This window comes from Demequina subtropica (assembly GCF_000971235.1).
Classification (GTDB): domain Bacteria; phylum Actinomycetota; class Actinomycetes; order Actinomycetales; family Demequinaceae; genus Demequina; species Demequina subtropica.
Genome location: NZ_BBMB01000008.1, coordinates 81822 through 100025, shown reverse-complemented (window position 1 = coordinate 100025; position 18204 = coordinate 81822). Strand labels below are relative to the sequence as shown.

Annotated in this window: 16 protein-coding genes; 5 read left to right on the top strand and 11 right to left on the bottom strand. The window is 71.4% G+C overall.

Going from position 1 to position 18204, the window contains the following annotated elements:
- Positions 1 to 13: 13 nt before the first annotated feature.
- The 6 genes from folE to dacB all read right to left on the bottom strand — a co-directional run bounded on the left by folE (position 14) and on the right by dacB (position 6958).
- A complete protein-coding gene (gene folE, locus AOM06_RS08390; protein WP_228372898.1) occupies positions 14 to 580 on the bottom strand; it encodes a GTP cyclohydrolase I FolE in 567 nt (188 codons plus the stop codon).
- Positions 581 to 582: 2 nt separating this feature from the next.
- Positions 583 to 2634 (bottom strand): ATP-dependent zinc metalloprotease FtsH, encoded by a 2052-nt coding sequence (gene ftsH, locus AOM06_RS08385; RefSeq protein WP_062304580.1) that lies wholly within the window; start codon positions 2632 to 2634, stop codon positions 583 to 585.
- A 211-nt stretch (positions 2635 to 2845) separates the two neighbouring features.
- Positions 2846 to 3673 (bottom strand): DUF559 domain-containing protein, encoded by an 828-nt coding sequence (locus AOM06_RS08380; protein WP_062304577.1) that lies wholly within the window; start codon positions 3671 to 3673, stop codon positions 2846 to 2848.
- A gap of 234 nt (positions 3674 to 3907) precedes the next feature.
- Positions 3908 to 4447 carry a hypoxanthine phosphoribosyltransferase gene (gene hpt, locus AOM06_RS08375; protein ID WP_062304711.1) on the bottom strand — a complete coding sequence of 180 codons (540 nt, stop codon included), beginning with the start codon at positions 4445 to 4447 and terminating at the stop codon, positions 3908 to 3910.
- A gap of 14 nt (positions 4448 to 4461) precedes the next feature.
- Positions 4462 to 5532 (bottom strand): tRNA lysidine(34) synthetase TilS, encoded by a 1071-nt coding sequence (gene tilS / locus AOM06_RS08370; protein WP_228372897.1) that lies wholly within the window; start codon positions 5530 to 5532, stop codon positions 4462 to 4464.
- Positions 5522 to 6958 carry a D-alanyl-D-alanine carboxypeptidase/D-alanyl-D-alanine endopeptidase gene (dacB, locus tag AOM06_RS08365; RefSeq protein ID WP_169747749.1) on the bottom strand — a complete coding sequence of 479 codons (1437 nt, stop codon included), beginning with the start codon at positions 6956 to 6958 and terminating at the stop codon, positions 5522 to 5524. Before dacB ends, tilS begins: the two co-directional genes overlap by 11 nt.
- 76 nt (positions 6959 to 7034) lie before the next feature.
- On the opposite strand from dacB, the gene AOM06_RS08360 reads away from it, so the two are divergent.
- Positions 7035 to 7556 (top strand): inorganic diphosphatase, encoded by a 522-nt coding sequence (locus AOM06_RS08360; RefSeq protein ID WP_062304568.1) that lies wholly within the window; start codon positions 7035 to 7037, stop codon positions 7554 to 7556.
- Between the two features lie 123 nt (positions 7557 to 7679).
- On the opposite strand, the gene AOM06_RS08355 is transcribed toward AOM06_RS08360, so the two are convergent.
- Complete coding sequence (locus AOM06_RS08355; protein WP_156163648.1) at positions 7680 to 9128, bottom strand: C40 family peptidase; 1449 nt, start codon at positions 9126 to 9128, stop codon at positions 7680 to 7682.
- Between the two features lie 180 nt (positions 9129 to 9308).
- Here AOM06_RS08355 and metX (AOM06_RS08350) point away from each other — a divergent pair, with 180 nt between their 5' ends.
- Positions 9309 to 10505, top strand: coding sequence for a homoserine O-acetyltransferase MetX (metX, locus tag AOM06_RS08350; RefSeq protein ID WP_082105427.1), 1197 nt, complete (start codon positions 9309 to 9311; stop codon positions 10503 to 10505).
- 4 nt (positions 10506 to 10509) lie between these two features.
- Here metX (AOM06_RS08350) and AOM06_RS08345 read toward each other — a convergent pair whose 3' ends face one another.
- Positions 10510 to 11640 carry an acyltransferase family protein gene (locus tag AOM06_RS08345; RefSeq protein WP_062304561.1) on the bottom strand — a complete coding sequence of 377 codons (1131 nt, stop codon included), beginning with the start codon at positions 11638 to 11640 and terminating at the stop codon, positions 10510 to 10512.
- A 227-nt stretch (positions 11641 to 11867) separates the two neighbouring features.
- On the opposite strand from AOM06_RS08345, the gene AOM06_RS08340 reads away from it, so the two are divergent.
- Positions 11868 to 12872 carry an acyltransferase family protein gene (locus AOM06_RS08340; RefSeq protein WP_062304559.1) on the top strand — a complete coding sequence of 335 codons (1005 nt, stop codon included), beginning with the start codon at positions 11868 to 11870 and terminating at the stop codon, positions 12870 to 12872.
- An 18-nt stretch (positions 12873 to 12890) separates the two neighbouring features.
- Here AOM06_RS08340 and AOM06_RS08335 read toward each other — a convergent pair whose 3' ends face one another.
- Together AOM06_RS08335 and AOM06_RS08330 are read right to left on the bottom strand one after the other, a co-directional pair.
- Entirely contained in the window at positions 12891 to 13619 is a 729-nt protein-coding gene (locus AOM06_RS08335) for an SGNH/GDSL hydrolase family protein (RefSeq protein WP_169747748.1), read from the bottom strand.
- A gap of 185 nt (positions 13620 to 13804) precedes the next feature.
- Positions 13805 to 14311, bottom strand: a complete 507-nt coding sequence (locus tag AOM06_RS08330; protein WP_156163647.1) for a hypothetical protein — start codon at positions 14309 to 14311, stop codon at positions 13805 to 13807.
- A gap of 349 nt (positions 14312 to 14660) precedes the next feature.
- On the opposite strand from AOM06_RS08330, the gene AOM06_RS08325 reads away from it, so the two are divergent.
- Together AOM06_RS08325 and metX (AOM06_RS08320) are read left to right on the top strand one after the other, a co-directional pair.
- Positions 14661 to 16016 carry a bifunctional o-acetylhomoserine/o-acetylserine sulfhydrylase gene (locus AOM06_RS08325; protein ID WP_062304550.1) on the top strand — a complete coding sequence of 452 codons (1356 nt, stop codon included), beginning with the start codon at positions 14661 to 14663 and terminating at the stop codon, positions 16014 to 16016.
- Positions 16013 to 17236: a homoserine O-acetyltransferase MetX gene (gene metX, locus AOM06_RS08320; RefSeq protein ID WP_082105425.1), complete on the top strand. Its 1224-nt coding sequence runs from the start codon at positions 16013 to 16015 to the stop codon at positions 17234 to 17236. Before AOM06_RS08325 ends, metX (AOM06_RS08320) begins: the two co-directional genes overlap by 4 nt.
- On the opposite strand, the gene AOM06_RS08315 is transcribed toward metX (AOM06_RS08320), so the two are convergent.
- On the bottom strand, positions 17233 to 18186 hold the full coding sequence (locus AOM06_RS08315; RefSeq protein WP_062304547.1) for a glycosyltransferase family 2 protein: 954 nt from the start codon (positions 18184 to 18186) through the stop codon (positions 17233 to 17235). The genes metX (AOM06_RS08320) and AOM06_RS08315 overlap by 4 nt on opposite strands.
- Positions 18187 to 18204: the final 18 nt, after the last annotated feature.

Sequence of the window (18204 nt, the reverse complement as noted above, 5' to 3'; positions counted from 1 at the left end):
GTCCGGCGACCTCCTACTTGCCGACGATGAGGCTCATCGCCTCGGCGCGCGTCGCGGCGTCCCGCATGATCCCGCGGACCGCGCTGGTGACCGTGCGCGAGCCGGGCTTGCGGACGCCGCGCATCGACATGCACAGGTGCTCGGCCTCGACCACGACGATCACGCCGCGCGCACCGAGCTCGTCCACGAGCGCATCGGCCACCTGCGTGGTGAGCCGCTCCTGCACCTGGGGGCGCTTGGCGTAGACGTCGACCAGGCGCGCGAGCTTGGAGAGCCCGGTGATGCGGCCGTCCGTGCCGGGGATGTACGCGACGTGCGCGACGCCGTGGAACGGCACCAGGTGGTGCTCGCACATCGAGTACAGCTCGATGTCCTTGACCAGGATCATCTCCTCGTGGCCCAGCTCGAAGACCGCGCTGAGGACGTCCGCCGGGTCCTCATGGAGGCCCCTGAAGAACTCCTCGTACGCGCGCGCCACCCGGCTGGGGGTGTCCTTGAGCCCGTCGCGGTCCGGGTCCTCGCCGACGGCGGCCAGGATCTCCCTGACGGCGCTCTCGATCCGCGGCTTGTCGACCGGCACCGTCACTGGTCCTTCGGCTCGACCAGCTCGGGCGCCGGGACGGCGTCCTCTTCGCCTGCGGGGGCGCCGGCGGGTACCTCGGCGGGCGCCGCATCGTCCGTCGCCACGGCCTTGGCGGGCGCCTCGATGGCGCCGCCCTTGGCGGTCGCGGGGGCGGCCTCGATCCAGCGACCGGAGATCCACTCGTCGCGCGCGGTGATCTTCTCGACGTCGGCGAAGATCTCCGCGAGCTCGGTCTCGCCGAGCGTCTCCTTCTCGAGCAGCGCCGCGGCAAGGGCGTCGAGCACCGCACGGTTCTGCGTCAGCGCGATCGTCGCCTCCGCCATCGCGTTGTCGAGCAGTCCCCGGACCTCCTGGTCGACGGTCGACGCGACGGACTCGGAGTACTCGCGGCCGTGGCCCATGTCGCGGCCCAGGAACACCTCGCCCGAGCTGCCGGTGAGCCGCACGGAGCCCACCTTGGTGGACATGCCGTACTCGGTCACCATCTGCTTGGCGATCTCGGTGGCCTGCTGGATGTCGTTGCTCGCGCCCGTCGACGGGTCGCCGAAGATCAGCTCCTCCGCGATGCGGCCGCCCATCGCGTACGCGAGGTTGTCGAGCAGCTGGTTGCGCGTCTTGGAGTAGCGGTCCTCCTGCGGCATCACCATCGTGTACCCGAGGGCGCGGCCGCGGGGCAGGATGGTCACCTTGGTGACGGGGTCCGTGTGGCGCATGGCCGCGGCGACCAGGGCGTGGCCGCCCTCGTGATACGCCGTGACCGTCTTGTCGTGGTCGTTCATCACGCGGGTGCGCTTCTGCGGGCCGGCGATGACGCGGTCGATCGCCTCGTCCATCTCGTCGGGGCCGATGAGCTGCTTCTCGCGGCGCGCCGTGAGCAGCGCGGCCTCGTTGAGGACGTTCGCGAGGTCCGCGCCGGTGAAGCCGGGCGTGCGGCGGGCCAGGGCGTCGAGGTCCACCTCGGGCGAGATGGGCTTGCCCTTGGCGTGCACCTCGAGCACCTTGACGCGGCCCTTGAGGTCGGGGGCGTCGACGCCCACCTGGCGGTCGAAGCGTCCGGGCCTGAGAAGGGCGGGGTCGAGGATGTCGGGGCGGTTGGTCGCCGCGATCATGATGATGTTGGTGTGGATGTCGAAGCCGTCCATCTCGACCAGCATCTGGTTGAGGGTCTGCTCGCGCTCGTCGTGACCGCCGCCCATGCCGGCGCCGCGGTGGCGACCGACGGCGTCGATCTCGTCGACGAAGATGATCGCGGGGCTGTTCTTCTTGGCCTGCTCGAACAGGTCGCGCACGCGGCTCGCACCGACACCGACGAACATCTCGACGAAGTCGGACCCGGAGATGCTGAAGAAGGGCACGCCGGCCTCACCAGCGACGGCGCGCGCGAGCAGCGTCTTGCCGGTGCCGGGCGGGCCGTAGAGCAGGACGCCCTTGGGGATCTTGGCGCCCACGGCCTGGAACTTGGCCGGGTTCTCGAGGAACTCCTCGATCTCCTTGAGCTCCTCGACCGCCTCGTCCACGCCCGCGACGTCCTCGAACTTCACGGTCGGGGTGTCGGGCGTCACCATCGACGCCTTCGACTTGCCGAAGCTCATGAGGCGGCCGCCACCGCCGCCCTGCATGTTCGACATGAGGAACCAGAACAGGCCCACGAGCAGCAGGATCGGGAGGAACGTGAACGCGATCGACGCCCAGATCGAGCTCTGCGGCACCTCGGAGTTGTAGCCCTGGGCCGGGTCGGCGGCCTTGACGGCGTCGACGATCTCCTGGCCCTGGGGCTCGACGTAGAAGAACTCGACCTTGCCGCGGTAGTCCGCCCACTCCTCGGGCGTGCCCTCCGGGAAGTCCTCGGAGTCGATCAGGGTGATCTCGACGCGCTGATCGCCGTCGACGATCTTGACCTGGTCGGCGACCTGCTGCTCGAGCATGTCGAGACCGACCGATGTGTCGACCTGCTGCGTGCGCGGCGAGAGCAGCCCGGACACGACCCAGGCGACGAGCAGCGCCGCGGCGACATAGAAGATGATCAGGCGGATGTTGAGGACGTTCTTCATCGTGCCCCCGACTCTACGCGCTGGCTCAGACCGAACGTAAAGGTTTCGCTCACGGCGTGCCCCTCGCCCTCTACCTGCGGCTCCGCCACACCGATTCACGGCTCCGCCACACACCGCTCGGCGTGTCGCCGGCGAGTCGGCTCCTGTGCGCCTGGCCTGGGTCTCACCACGTCGTCCTTGTGTGGCGGAGCCGCGAGCCGACAGGGCCGGACTACCGCGTCAGGACCCGGAGGACCTCGCGCACGACACCTTCGATGTCTCCCATGACCTCGCGGTAGGTGAACCTGAGCGCCGGGAGCTTGGCCGCGAGGCATGCGCGATCCCTGCGCTTGTCCTCCGCGACATCCGCGGGCGAGCTGTGGTGCTCGTCGCCGTCCGTCTGCACCACGATGCGCCCCTCCACGAGGAGGTCGACGCGCCCTGCGCCGGGGACACGGGCCTGGCTTCGCACGCTGAGGCCCGCCTCGACGAGCGCGACTCGCACGATCGTCTCGAGCAGGGACTCCGAGGCACCGTCCGCCATCTCGTAGAGCCACCGGCGCCGGACCGGGTCGGTGAGCGCGAATCGCAGGATGTCGGCCCGGGAGATCATCCCCCGGTGCAGAGCGGCATCGACCGCGACGATCTGCTGCATCCGGTCCGCGCACCGCCCGAGCATGTCGAGTCCGAAAGCGATGCGGTTGGTCGGGAGCCCCGCAACGGGGTCGAGCCGGTGCAGCACCAGCCCGTCGCTCGGTCGCCGGTCCGTCGCCCGGCGCGCGCGATCGCGCGGCACCACCAGATGAACGATGCCGTCGCGCGCGATGACCGGGAGCTTGTGCGCCTCGCACATCGAGGTGCAGCACAGCGAAGCCCGGTACGACGCCCGAAGGATCGCCGCGCGCGTTGCGTTCGGGAGCGCGTAGCACCCTCGCAAGGGGCGGTGGATCATCCCTCGCGCCACCGCCCGCCGGACCTCGTTCTCCGAGGCTCCCGCCGTGAGCAGCGCTTCGAGGCGTGCCGCGCCGCCCTCTCGAGCCAGGAATCCCAGGACATCCATGCCCGGACCTTGCTGCAAGAGGTCCGAGCTCGGGGCATCGCCCGGGCGCACCTGTGGACGAGGCAGGCCTCGAGGCGGTCTGTGGATTCGCCCACCATCGCGGCTCCGCCACACCGCGACAGGCGCGAGCTCAACGAATCCGCTGATATCGGCACGACACGCCGATGACACGCCGAGCGACGTGTGGCGGAGCCGCGAATCCGTGTGGCGGAGCCGCAGCAGAGTCGGGACGGGTTACTTGTCCGCGTAGACCTCGGGCTTGAGCACCGCCACGAACGGCAGCGTGCGGTAGTCCTCCGCGAAGTCCAGGCCGTAGCCCACGACGAACTGGTTCGGGATGTCGAAGCCCAGGTACTTGACCGGCACGTCGACCACGGCGGCCTCGGGCTTGCGCAGCAGCGCGGCGACCTCGACCGAGGCCGCGCCGCGCGAGCGCAGGTTGCCGGTGAGCCACGACAGCGTGACGCCGGTGTCGATGATGTCCTCGACGATCAGCACGTGGCGGCCGGTGAGGTCCGCGTCGAGATCCTTGAGGATCCGCACCACGCCGGAGGACTTGGTGCCCGAGCCGTAGGAGGACACCGCCATCCAGTCCATCTGCACGGCCGGCGGCATGCGCCGCGCGAGGTCCGCCATCACCATCACGGCGCCCTTGAGGACGCCCACGAGCAGCAGGTCCTGGTCCGCGTAGTCGGCGCGGATCTCGGCCGCCATCTCGTCGAGCTTGCGCCCGATCGCGTTCTCGCTCACGAGCACCTCGGAGAAGTCGCTCATGTCGTACTGGAAGCTCACGCTGGCCTCTCCTTATGTCCCGGGTGGCTGATGACCAGCCTGCCATACTCGCGGCGGGCCTCGTAGCCGCCGGGAAGCGAGATCGCGCCCTGCCCCTTCCACTGCATGACCAGCGAGTCGAGGGCCGCCACGTGGGTCGCGGTCAGCGGTCCGGCGCCCTTGTTCTCGGCCATCATCTTGAGCATGCGCGTGCGGATCGCGTCGGGCAGGGCGGCGAGCATGTCGCAGCGCCACTCGTCGGCGCGTCCCGCCGCCGCGGAGGCCGCGGGGGCCTTCGCCCAGGACGATGCGGCGGCGGCGTGGGAGCGCGCCTGCCGGTCGAGCTCGTCGGCGTCGGCCTGGAGCAGCGCGGCCGAGCGTGCCAGCCCAGAGACCACCCCGGGGCCGAGCACCTCGACGAGCGCGGGCATCACGCGTGTGCGCAGCGCCGAGCGCCGTGGACCGTCCTCGCTGACGTTCGTCGGGTCGTGCCACGGGTCGAGGTCGAGCGCCTGGCACGCGGCGAGGGTGTCCTTGCGCCGCACCGTGAGGAACGGGCGGACGATGCGCCCGCGGCGGGCGGGAATGCCCGACAGGGCGCGCGCGCCGGAGCCGCGTGCGAGCGCGAGCAGCACGGTCTCGGCCTGGTCGTCCATGGTGTGGCCGGTGAGCAGGACGGGGTCGAGCCCGCCCTCGGCGTCGATGCGCGCGTCGAGCGCGGCGTAGCGCGCCTCGCGGGCCGCCGCCTCCATGCCCCCGGCGCGTCCCACGACCACCCGCTCGATGTGGACCGTGTGGATCCCCGCCCTGCGGACCTCATGCGCCGCGCGCTCGGCCACCACGGCCGAGTCGGGCTGCAGCCCGTGGTCGACGATGATCGCGCCGGCGAAGAGCCCCTGCTTGCGCGCGACGAACGCGACGGCCGCGGCGAGCGCGAGCGAGTCGGGGCCTCCGGAGCACGCGACCCACACGCGCGTGCCGAGCTCGAGATCGCCGAGCGCATCGCGGACCGCGACCCGGCACGCCGCGACCGCGGGGTGCGGACCCGTCACTGCCTGTCCCTGGTCCGGCCCGGCCTCATCCTGCACAGCCGCATTCTGCCAGCGCGTCGAGCAGCACGTCGAACGCGGCCTTCGGTGCCGTCTGCCCGTAGGGCATGCCGTCGGCGAGGATCGACACCGCGAGCGGCCGCCCGTCCGCCGTCACGATGACGCCCGCGATCGCGGTGACCCCGGTGAGCGACCCGGTCTTGGCGCGCCAGTACCCTGCGGGCGAGGTGTCCGTGTAGCGCGTCTCCACGGTGCCCTCGAGGCCCGCGAGCGGGAGCCAGTCGAGCAGCCCGTCAAGCGCGGGCACGTCGCGCGCCGCGAGGAGCGCGCTCGTCATGGTCGCCGGGGAGATCTGGTTGCGGTCGGAGAAGCCCGCGCCGTCGTGGAGCTCTAGCCCCTCGATGTCGGCCCCGATCTGGTTGAGCGCGCGACGGATCGCCCTCGCCTCGCCCGCGGGCGTCGCCTTGTAGTCCATCTCGAGCGCGAGCACGCGGGCCACCTGCTCGGCCACCGTGTTGTCCGACACCGACAGCAGGTGGCGGGAGACCTCCGCCAGCGGCGCCGACTCGACGGAGGCGATCTCCACCGCCTCCGCATCGTCCGCCACGGGGGACGATGCGCGGGTCACCTCTCCCTCCACGGTGAGGCCGCGTGCCTCGAGCACGTCGACGAAGAGCCCGCCCGCGTGCAGCGACGGGTCGGCGGCGCGCTTCGCGTAGTTGTCGTCGGTCAGACGCGCCGCGTCGACGGCGAGCCCCGACACCGGCGCCGCGTAGCCCATGTCGAACGCGTACTGGGGCCACTCCTTCGGCCACGCGGGCCCCGGGAAGTCCGAGTCGTCGATCTCGACGCGCACGGCGCCCGCCGCATCGTCGCCGAGCGACTCGAGCACCTGGTCGGCGAGGTCGCCGAGACCGGCCCATCCCTGGGCGGCGTCCTCCGCATCGTCCACGTCTCCGTGGTGGCCCTGGTCCGCCGCGAGCAGGGAGTCGCCTCCCGCCACGAGCGTGAGGGTGCGGGTCCCCGCATCCCAGCGGACCGTGGTCGACGTGGTGTAGTCGGCGCCCAGCTGCGAGACGGCCGCGATCACTGTGATGAGCTTGGTGGTCGAGGCGGGCACCTGGGGGTCGGACGCATCCACGTCCGCGTAGACGGTGCCGTCGAGGTAGTCGACCACGGAGATGTGGGTCGAGTCCCCGGTGCGGGAGTCGGCGCGCACGGCCTCCGCGAGCGCCTGCACCTCGGAGGCCGAGGGACGCGGCGCGTCGGGGTCCATGTCCGCCACCGCGTCCGTCCCGGCGGGGCTCTCGACCGTCACGGGCTCCTGGGTGATGAACGGCGCCTGCGGCACGTCCACGGGTGCGGCGGTGATCCAGCCCGGCACCCAGTCCTGCGCGTCGGCGTACAGGTAGCCGCCCGCCAGCACCAGCAGGGTGACCAGCGCACCCGCGACAATCCTTCGCACCCACGACCTCCGAACATGCGCCACACTAGTACCGGACCGCACCAGGACCTCAGACCTAACGCTAAGGACGCCAGGCATGGAATTCGACGTCACCATCGAGATCCCGAAGGGCTCGCGCAACAAGTACGAGGTGGATCACCACACCGGCCGCATCGTGCTCGACCGCATGCTGTTCACCTCCACGCGCTACCCGGACGATTATGGCTTCATCGACGGGACGCTCGGTGAGGACGGGGACCCGCTGGACGCGCTCGTGCTGCTCGAGGAGCCCACGTTCCCCGGCTGCCAGATCCGGTGCCGCGCGCTCGGCATGTTCCGCATGCGCGACGAGGCCGGCGGTGACGACAAGGTCCTGTGCGTTCCGGTCGGCGACCAGCGCCAGACGTGGCGCCAGGAGCTCACCGACGTCTCCGACTTCCACCGCCTCGAGGTCCAGCACTTCTTCGAGGTCTACAAGGACCTCGAGCCCGGCAAGTCCGTCGAGGGCGCCCACTGGGTGTCGCGCGAGGAGGCCGAGGAGGAGATCCGCTCGTCCTTCGAGCGCGCCAAGGGCACGCCCTTCGCGACCCTCAACCCGCTGCACCCGCCGCAGCACTGATCCGACGCGCAAGCCCCCGACACTGCCAACGGAATCGATCCCGGTTCCGCGGCGTGTCGGGGGCTTTTCGCGTCGTATCGGCGGCGTGTCGCCGCGAGATCCGTTGCGGCTGTCGGGCGGCGGTCAGGGGCGGCCGATGTACGGCATCATGTTCGACGCCATCCACGCGTAGAGGCCGCGCGTGCCGGAGACCTTGGAGGGGTTGACCGCCTCCATCACCATGCCGTTGCCCACGTACATCGCCACGTGGTAGATCGTCGACGGGTCCGACGTGTTGGTCGCGTAGAAGACCAGGTCGCCCGGCCGGATCTGCGAGTACGACAGGTGCGTGGTGTACGCGTACTGGGTCCGCGACGAGCGCGTGATCCAGTGGCCCGCCGACGACCACGCCGTCGAAGTCAGCCCCGAGCAGTCGAAGTACGTCGGGCCCGAGGCCCCCAGCTGATAGGGCTTGCCCGACAGCCCGAGCGCGGCATTGGACGCCGCGACGCCCTGGGCCGCGGTCGACTTCCAGGCGGTGGTGGGCGTCTCCGGCTCCGACGTGGCGGTCGGCTTGGGCGTCGACGTCTCCTCGGGCTCCGAGGTCTCCGTCTCCTCGGGCTCCGAGGTCTCGGTCGGCGTCGAGGTGGTGGTCGGCTTCGGGGTGGAGGTGGTGGTCGGCTTGGGGGTGGACGTCGCCGTGGAGGTGGTGGTCGGCTTGGGGGTCGAGGTCGCCGTCGACGTCGGGGTGGAGGTCGGACGGGGACGCGAGGTCTGCTCGGCCTGCGCGGCCTCCTCCGCCGCCCGCTGGCGTGCCTCGGCCTCCGCCTGCTCGCGCGCGGCGCGCTCCGCCTCGAGCCCGGCCTGCCGCTCCTCCTCGAGCGCGACCGTCACGCCACGCAGCTCGGCGAGGCGCGTCACGGCGTCGGCGCGGGTCGCGTCGGCCTCGGCCACCGCCCGCTCGGCGTGGTCCTGAGCGTCCTGCGCCTCGGCGTAGGCGGACTTGGCCTCGGCTGCTGCGGCATCGGCCTCGGCGGCCGCATCGTCCGCGTACTCGCGCATCGTGCTCGCGACCAGCTCGGCCGCCTGCACGCGTTGCACCCAGACGTCTGCCTCGTCCGAGCCGCGCTCGAAGGCCTCGGTGCGCGCGATGACGTCGTCGACCGACTCGGCGCCCACCACGGCCCCGATCTGGCTCATCGAGCCCGAGTCCCGGTAGGCCGCCTGCGCGACGGCCGCGAGGTTCTCGCGCGCGATGGCGAGCTCCTTCTCCGCCTGGGCGGCGCGATCGTTCGCGGCCGCGAGCGTGTCCTGGGCTGCGTCCGCGGTGTCCTGCGCCTCGATGTAGTCCTCGCCCGCGAGCAGGGCGTTCGCGGTGGCCTCGTCGCGCGCGGCCGCGAGCGCGGCGATCGCGTTGTCGAGCTCGTCGATGCCCGAGGCGAGATCGTCCGCCGCGGCGCGCGCCGCGTCGATCTCGGCCTGGCCCGGGTAGTCCTCGGCACGGGCACGATGCGTCGGACCCGCCACGACCACCGCGCCGGCGATCGCGAACATCGTCACGAGCGCAAGCACCCGCCGAACCCCTGCCGTCACATCCACCGCCCTGGTCACGTTTGTCACATCAGTAACTTCCGCCACTGATCCTAGGCCCGAGACGCGGTTTGCGGAACCCCGTGCCGCACACGCTCTCGGGCCTACCTCAGGCATCGGCACGGGAGCGGCCCGGCATGAGCCGCCGCGGGCGCACCCCGCAAGACCTCTAGGCTGAGCGCCATGGACGACGACGGGATCGAGACCGACGCCAAGGCCGCGGACGAGGGCCCGGGCGCCGGCGCACCCATTCCCGCGAGCGCCGCGTGGCGCGAGGGCGACCACCCGGGGCGCCGCCTCTTCCTCCCGCTCGGCGACCTGCCGCTCGAGGCGGATCCGACGGGCGTGCTCCCCGGCGCGGTGCTCGCGTACGAGACGTGGGGCGAGCTGGCGCCCGACAAGAGCAACGCGGTGTACGTCGCGCACGCCCTCACGGGCGACAGCCACGTTTTCGGCCCCGCCGAGCCGGGCCACCACACGGGCGGCTGGTGGAACGCGATGGTCGGCCCCGACAAGCCGATCGACCCCGCACGCCACTTCATCGTGTGCGCGAACGTCATCGGCGGCTGCCAGGGCTCGACCGGTCCCGCGAGCGCGCACCCGGAGGACGGCCGCCCGTGGGGCTCACGCTTCCCGTACGTGACGATGCGCGACATGGCGCGCGCCGAGATGCTCCTCGCCGACCACCTGGGCATCGACCGCTGGAAGCTCATGACCGGCCCGTCGATGGGCGGCATGCGCGCGCTCGAGTGGGTCGCGATGGCCCCCGAGCGCGTCGGCGCGGTCGCCCCCGTGGGATCGACGGGCGCGACCACGGCCGACCAGATCGCGTGGTCCACCGCGCAGCTCGCCGCGATCAAGGCGGACCCCCGCTTCAGGGACGGCGACTACTACGACGCGGCGGACGGCGACGGCCCGCACGTGGGCATCGGCATCGCGCGCATGATCGCGCACACGACGTACCGCAGCGCGGGGGAGCTCAACGAGCGCTTCGACCGCGGCTACCAGGGCGACTCGGACCCGCTGGGCAAGGGCGGCCTGTTCTCGGTGCAGTCCTACCTCGAGCACCACGCGCGCAAGCTCGCGCGACGCTTCGACGCCAACACCTACGTGCGGCTGGCCCAGGCGATCCAGTCGCACGATGTGGGCCGCGGACGCGGCGGCGTCGAGACCGCGCTGGCGCGGTACACGGATCCCGCGCTCGTCATCGCGATCGACTCGGATCGCCTCTACCCGCTCGCGAACTCGCAGCGGCTCGATGCCGCACTGTCGGGCTCGGAGGGCGTCAAGGTGGTGCACTCCCCCGTGGGCCACGACGGCTTCCTGGTCGAGACCGCGCAGATGAACGCGTTCATGGAGGAGTTCGAGCGGCGGCTTTGACCGGTCAGCCCGCGCCCGCAGCGACGTGCGCGGAGCGTGCGGCGCGCGCACGCTCGCGGCGCTTGCGCCAGGCAAGCGCCGGCACCTCGACGAGCCTGTACACCGCCACACCTGCCAGCACCGCGATCACACCCGTCGCGAGGTTCGCGAGCACCTTGGGCATCACCGCCTCGAGCGGCGCCCCGATGAGCGTGCCCAGCGGATAGTGGATCAGGTAGATGCTGTAGCTCGCGAGACCCACGAGCTGCAGGGGACGCCACGACACACCTTTGTCGAAAGCGCCGGCGACCGCTCCCTGACGAGGCAGCAGCCCGTACAGGATGAGCAGCACCGCTCCGCAGACCTGCAGGATGGGCGCCACCGTCAGCTCCCACTGCACGGGCGCGATGAGCAGCGAGCCGCAGTACAGCGCGACCGCCACCGCAGGCGTCGCCGGATGGGCGAGCCGCGCTAGCCAAGGCAGCGAGCCGCGCTGCCAAGCGAACAACGCCACCGCGGCGAGCACGCCGATCCCGATCGCGTCCATGCGCGCGTCCGTGCCCCACCGCGCGTGGTAGTAGCCGGCGGGGTCCTGCACCAGCACGATCCGCACGGCGATGCCCGTGACGATCGCCGCCACCGCCACTCCGAGAGCCCATTCCAGCCATGCGCGGGTGCGGGCCACCGCGAGCCAGATGAGCGCGAAGGCGATGTAGAACTGCTCCTCGACCGCGAGGCTCCATACGACGATGGTGCCCGGCAGCACCTGCGACGCGAGGAGCGGGTCGAAGATGAGCAGCCAGTTGTAGCCGAAGAAGACCTGGCTGAGGACCGCCGGCGCCGCGACGGGCTCCACGAGCCCGTAGACCAGGGTGGGGACCAGGATGATGACCAGGAACGGTGGAGCGAGCTTCACGATGCGGCGGAAGTAGAAGGCGCCGACACGGAATCCTCCCTCCGCGCTCTTCTCGCGCAGCATGAGCCACGTGATGATGAAGCCGCTGATGCCGAAGAAGACGGTCACACCCGACTCGCCGGGCAGCCCGCGGTACACCACGTGCTGCCCGACCACGACGAGCACCGCGAAGGCGCGCAACGCATCGACGTGCGCGAACCTGCCGACCGCGTTGACCGGCGCCCTCAGCGACGTGCTCATCGTCCTCCCCCCGATCGACGATGCCCGTGGGCGCGTGCACCCCACGCGGCCATCGTAACGACGATATGCGTCGTGCAGTAGGGGTCCAGCACACGCTTCCGCCGCAGGCGTTCCGTCCGTTTGTTCATAGTTTGCGTGACAACACGCAAGCACCCGGGTTACGTTGACGAGGAGGGAGCACTCGGTGGCGACGCGTCTCGACGCCACCGCCAAGGGGGGGGACAACCATGGCCGCACGGGACAAGACCGTCGACTCGCTGCGCGGGATCGCATGCATCCTGCTCGTCACGCTGCACGTCGCGCAGAACCGCTGGGGAGAGGCCGACTACCTCGAGTGGTACGCCGACACCTTCCTCTACATCCGGATGCCGCTCTTCGCCTTCCTGTCAGGCGTGGTCTACGCCTGGCGCCCCCTCACCGACCCGGCCCTTTACGGCTCTTACCTGGGCAAGAAGGTCCGTCGCCTGCTGGTGCCGTACCTGATCTTCGTGCCGCTGATCGGCATCGCCCAGTACACCGTCGGGTTCGGCGACCCGATCGGGCTCGCGCCCTGGAACTGGCTGCTGTACTCGCTCGCCCCGTACTGGTTCCTGCTCGCGACGTTCTGGGTCTACGCGGCGGTCGCGCTGGCGGACTCGTACGGCGTGCTGAACCGACGCACGAGCGTCGCCGCGGTCTTCGCAGCCCTCGTCGCCATCAACGTGCTGGTCAACCTCACTGCGGCCACGAGCCTCCTCCAGTTCACGAGCGCGCTCTACCTGGGACTGTTCTTCATCGCCGGGCTCGCATCGGTGCGCTTCGGCTGGGTGCGCGCGGGCCGCGGCTGGGCATGGGCGATGACAGGCGCCACAGTGCTCCTGCTCGCCTACACCCAGCTCGCGGTGCTCGACATCTGGTCCATCTCCTCGCACCAGCGGCAGGACATCCTCGGCATCGTCCTCGGCATCACCTTCCCGCTCGCCTTCATCGGCTTCGGCCTCAAGCACGACTTCCTCGCATGGATCGGCGGCTACTCGTACGGGATCTTCCTGCTCCACCCGTTCGCAATCCTCGCGGCTGCGGGCGCGACACGGGCGCTCGGGGTCGAGATCCTCCCGCTGAACCTCGCTCTCATGTCGATCGCAGGGATCTTCGGATCGATCCTGGGCGTCAAGGCCCTGCGCACCTTCGGCGCAGGTCGCGCGGCCCTCGGCGAGCGCACTGCGCCCGCTCCGGCCCGCGTCCCCGCCTAAGCCCGGGCCGCGCGCAGCTCACACCGGATCGAGGTCGCTCCTCGCGTCACGGCCGACTGCGCCCTCGACCAGGTCCGCGATGCGGGTGTGACCATCGAGGTTGGGGTGGAAGCGGTCGTGGAAGAAGTGCTCCCACAGGTCCATACGGCCAGCAAGCGGCACCCAGGTGGCGCCCTGCTCCTCGACCACGGCCCGGGCCGCGGCAGCGTATCGGCGCTGCTCCTCGATCGACCCCGGGAAGTACCGCCCCTCAAGTTCTGGAGGCCCGAGGACCACGACGGCTGCGCCGCGAGCGTGAAGTTCGTCGACAAGGCCGCGGACCGCATCGACATACTCGTCGAGCGGCGTGAACTGCACGCCGCCATCGAGCCGGATGAGGAGGTTCTTCACGCGCCACCGCAGCTCGGACTCCGCGCGCTCGAGCGCGCGACGCCGCCGACGCCGCGAGTAGTACGGCCGGGGGTCCATCCAGCCGGGCCTGCGCCATCGGCCCGGCACGATGCGCAGGCTCCTGCGCGTGGGCCGCACGATCGCCTCGGTGACGCCGTGGGCGATCACCGCGTACGTGGGCACCGCATCCGACTCACGAAGCAGGGACAGCGACTCCGGAGCCTGACGCGCGGTCCAGCTGAGATCGACGAGCTCGCAACCAAGGCGCTCGGCGAGCTGCGCGCCGTACCGCCCCTCACGCACCCCCAAGCCGTTGGCGATCGAGTCGCCGAACAGCATCAGCAGGTCCGGTCTCACGCGCGGATCTTCCATGCCATGCCCCCCTCAACCAGCACGGACGGCACCCGCTCCGGCACCGTCACGTCAATGAATAGCGAGGCGGCGCGTCGACGTCAACCGATTCGTCCGAGATGTGCACCCTCGGTGACCGCGCGGCGGGATCGCTCGCTGCGCAGACACCCGGGCAGACCAAGGGCGCAAGGTCAAGGCGCAGGTACGGTGACGGACGTGGGCCCACCTGACGCAGGATTCGCCTGGTACGTCACGCCGTCGCTGCCCACCACGGCGTCCGCGATGATCGAGTAGCTGACCTCGTACTCACCTGGCGGGATGTCGTCGATGATGATCTGCACCGCCTGCCCCGAGCCGATGATGGTGATCGGCAGCGTGCTCGTGACGGTCTCGTTCGGATCGACGTCGGTGCGGACGGCCGTCAGGGTGAGCGTGGCAGGCACCTCGGTGATGCCCGCGGCCATCCAATCGGCGTCGTAGCCGAGGTAGAAGCTGATCTCACCGCCGACGCTGTTCGGGGTGGTTCCCCATCCCACGCCGATGCTCACGCTAGAGATCACCGTGACGTCGCTGTTCACCACGTTGGAGGTGGCCGCGGCCGGCGCCGAGGCGGCGATCACGATCGCCGGCGCGGCCCACGCCGCGCCCATGATCACTCCCCGGCGCGCGGGCCCCGCGCCGCGCCGCAGATCGTCCATGCCGCCCCCAGACATCGCGCCTCTTGTCAGCGTATGTCCCGCCATGCGCGTCGGCATCCCGAGCGATCCCGGGTTGACCGCGATCGGATCGCCCCCTACAGTCGCTCCCATGCTCCGTCGAATGTGCCGCTGACCAGCGCACGTTCGGCGTGCGCCCGTGAGGGCGCCGCTCGCGAGAAGGCCTGAGGCCCGCGAGCAAAAGCACCTCCGGGCCCACACGCCACGTGTCGCGCCGCGCCCCCAGGGTCGCGGGCGGTCGGCGCGCTTGCACGCCCGATGGCCGGCGGCACCAGACCTGGGGCCGCGGATCCGCCTCACCCCCGAGACCGATCCCGACACAGGAGCCACCATGACCACCACCCCCACCTGGGCCTTCGAGACGCTGCAGGTCCACGCCGGCCAGACCCCCGACGCCGAGACCGGCGCCCGGGCGCTGCCGATCTACCAGACGACGTCCTTCGTCTTCGAGGACACCACCCAGGCCGCGGCCCGCTTCGCGCTCGGCGAGCTGGGCCCCATCTACACGCGCCTGGGCAACCCCACCACCGAGGCGGTCGAGACCCGCATCGCGGCCCTCGAGGGCGGCGTGGGCGCGCTTCTGGTGAGCTCCGGCTCCGCGGCGAACACGCTCGCGATCCAGAACCTCGCCCACGCGGGCGACCACATCGTCGCCTCACCGTCGCTCTACGGCGGCACGTCCAACCTGTTCCGCCACACGCTTCCCCGGTTCGGCATCGAGGTCACCTTCGTCGAGGACCCTGACGACCCGGAGAGCTGGCGCAAGGCCGTCCGCCCCACCACCAAGGCGTTCTTCGGCGAGTCGATCTCGAACCCCAAGCAGGACCTCCTCGACATCGAGGCCGTCGCCGCCGTCGCGCACGAGGTGGGCGTGCCGCTCATCGTGGACAACACGGTCGCGTCGCCCTACCTGGTCAACCCGCTCGCGTGGGGCGCGGACATCGTCACCCACTCCGCCACCAAGTACCTGGGCGGCCACGGCACCGCGATCGGCGGCGTCATCGTCGACGGCGGAGCGTTCGACTACGCACGCCACCCCGACCGCTTCCCGGGCTTCAACTCCCCCGACCCCAGCTACAACGGCCTGGTCTACGCGCGCGACCTGGGCGTGGGCTCCCCGCTCGGCGCGAACCTCGCCTTCATCCTCAAGGCCCGCGTCCAGCTGCTCCGGGACACCGGGGCCGCGATCAGCCCCTTCAACGCGTTCCTCATCGCCCAGGGCATCGAGACGCTGAGCCTGCGCGTCGAGCGCCACGTCGAGAACGCCGTGCGCGTCGCCGACTTCCTCGAGGGCCACCCTCAGGTCCTCGCGGTCGCCTACAGCGGCCTCGCGAGCAGCCCGTGGCACCACCTGCAGCGCAAGTACGCCCCCCGAGGCGGTGGAGCGGTGCTCGCGTTCGAGATCGCGGGCGGCAAGGACGCCGGCCAGGCCTTCGTCGACGCGCTCGAGCTGCACTCGCTGGTGGCGAACATCGGCGACGTGCGCTCGCTCGCGATCCATCCGGCGACCACCACGCACTCGCAGCTCACGGCAGACGAGCAGGCGGAGGCGGGTGTCACCCCCGGGCTCGTCAGGCTCTCCGTGGGCATCGAGCACATCGACGACATCCTCACGGACCTGGGCCGCGGCTTCGAGGCCGCCGCGCGCGTCGCGGCCACGGACGATGCGGAGGTCGCGCACGCATGAGCGGCGACCACGTCGAGACGGGCTGGGCGCCGGGCTCGACCCCCTCGCGCGCGGAGAGCCGCGCCGCGCTGGGGCCGATCCCCGCATCGGCCGCCTGGAGACCCGGAGATCACCCCGGCGAGCGGAGGTTCGTCGACATCGGCTGGCTGCCGCTCGAGGCGGACCCGAGGGGCGGGCTGGACGTCACGCTCGCATACGAGACCTGGGGGACGCTCAACGCGGCGCGCGACAACGCGGTGTACGTCGCGCACGCGTTCACGGGCGACAGCCACGTGGTGGGCGACGCGGGCGAGGGCCACCTCACGGGCGGCTGGTGGAACGGGCTCGTGGGTCCGGGACGCCCCATCGACACCGACCGTTGGTTCGTGGTGAGCGCGAACGTGGTGGGCGGCTGCCAGGGCAGCACCGGGCCCGCGCACCCGCACCCGTCGGACGGCCACCCGTGGGGGTCCGAGTTCCCCGACGTCACGTTGCACGACATGGTGATCGCGGAGTCTCGCCTCGCGGACCATCTGGGGATCGAGGCGTGGGCGCTGGTGATCGGGCCGAGCATGGGCGGGATGCGCGCGGTCGAGTGGGCCGCGACGTTCCCCGAGCGGGTGCGCGCGATCGGCGCGATCGGGTCCACCGCGGCCACCACCGCGGACCAGATCGCGTGGCACGCGACGCAGGGCGCGGCCATCCGGCTCGATCCGGCGTTCCGCGGCGGCGACTACTACGACGCCCCGGCCGGCGAGGGACCGCACACGGGCCTGGGCATCGCACGCGCGATCGCGCACACGACGTACCGCTCCGGACCCGAGCTCAACGGGCGCTTCGGGCGCGGCGCGCAGGAGGGCGACGTGCTCCGCCCGGGCGGAGTCTTCGCGGTCGAGTCCTACCTGGACCACCACGCGGAGAAGCTCGCGCGTCGTTTCGACGCCAACACCTACCTGCGCATGCTCCACGCGATCAACACCCACGATGTCGGGCGCGGCCGCGGGGGCGTCGAGGCGGCGCTGGCCGAGTACGACGGCGAGGCGCTGGTGGTCGCGATCGACTCGGACCGGCTCTACCCGCTCGCCGACTCCGAGCGCCTGGCCGCGGCTCTGCCCCGATGCGAGGGCGTCACGCTGCTCCACTCGGAGGTGGGTCACGACGGCTTCCTGGTGGAGGGCTCGGGCCTGGACGATGCGGTGCGGGGCATCCTCACGAAGGTCACGGCCGCGGCGCGCGCCTAGGCATGAGCGGCCGCCGGGGCGGCGGTCCGGGCCACGTCCCGACGGATCCGGCCACCGTCCCGCCAGCCGTCCGCGACCCCGCGCAGGTTCGCAGACAGATATCCCCCGTCGGGCACCCGCTGGAGCCGGTTGAGCACGGCGACCACCATGCCTGGGTGCTTGCGGTGACCGATCACCACCATGCGCGTCGCGTACAAGGCACCCTGCCACCATGGCAGGAAGGCCCTGATCGCGGCGAGCGCGTTGCGCGTGTCGAGCCGGGTGCGCTCACGGGAGAAGCGATCGCGTTCGTCGCCCTGCGCGCGGGTCGCAGGGTAGTGGTCGACCACCACCGCGGGATCGTAGGCACCCTCGTACCCGCGCCGCTTGGCGCAGAAGCTCAGGAAGAGCTCGTTGCCAGCCTGTGCACCGCCACCGGCCACGAGGTCGCCGAGCGGCAGGCCCCGCACGGCGCGTGTGCGGAAGGACATGTTGGCGCCCTTGACATGGTCGGCGGGCCGCATCGGCCCCTTGCCGAGGTGGTGGTTGCCGTGAAGCGTGCCGCGCCGAAGCAGCCCGACCGGCAGGGACGCGGCTCCCGCGTCCGCATCGCCGTCGACGTTGTCCCGCCCACCCAGGAAGCCGAGCCGCGGATCCTCTGCATAGGCTCCGGCGATGCGTGCGACCCAGCCCGCCCGCGGGACGGCGTCGTCGTCGATGAAGGCGACGACCCCGGTCCTCGCCGCGGCGATCCCCTGTTCGATGGCAGCGGCCAGCCCCGGTTTGTCGACGACCGCGACCCTCGCGCCATAGCGGTCGGCGACCGCCCTCGAGGCGTCGTCGTGCGCCTGGATCACCACCACGATCTCGGCTGGCGCGAAGCGTTGCGCGGCCACTCCGTCGAGGCAGCGTGCGAGATCGTCCGGACGGTCGAGCGTGGGCACCACCACGGTGATGTCGACGTCGGTCATGGCGGTCCCCCCAGCCAC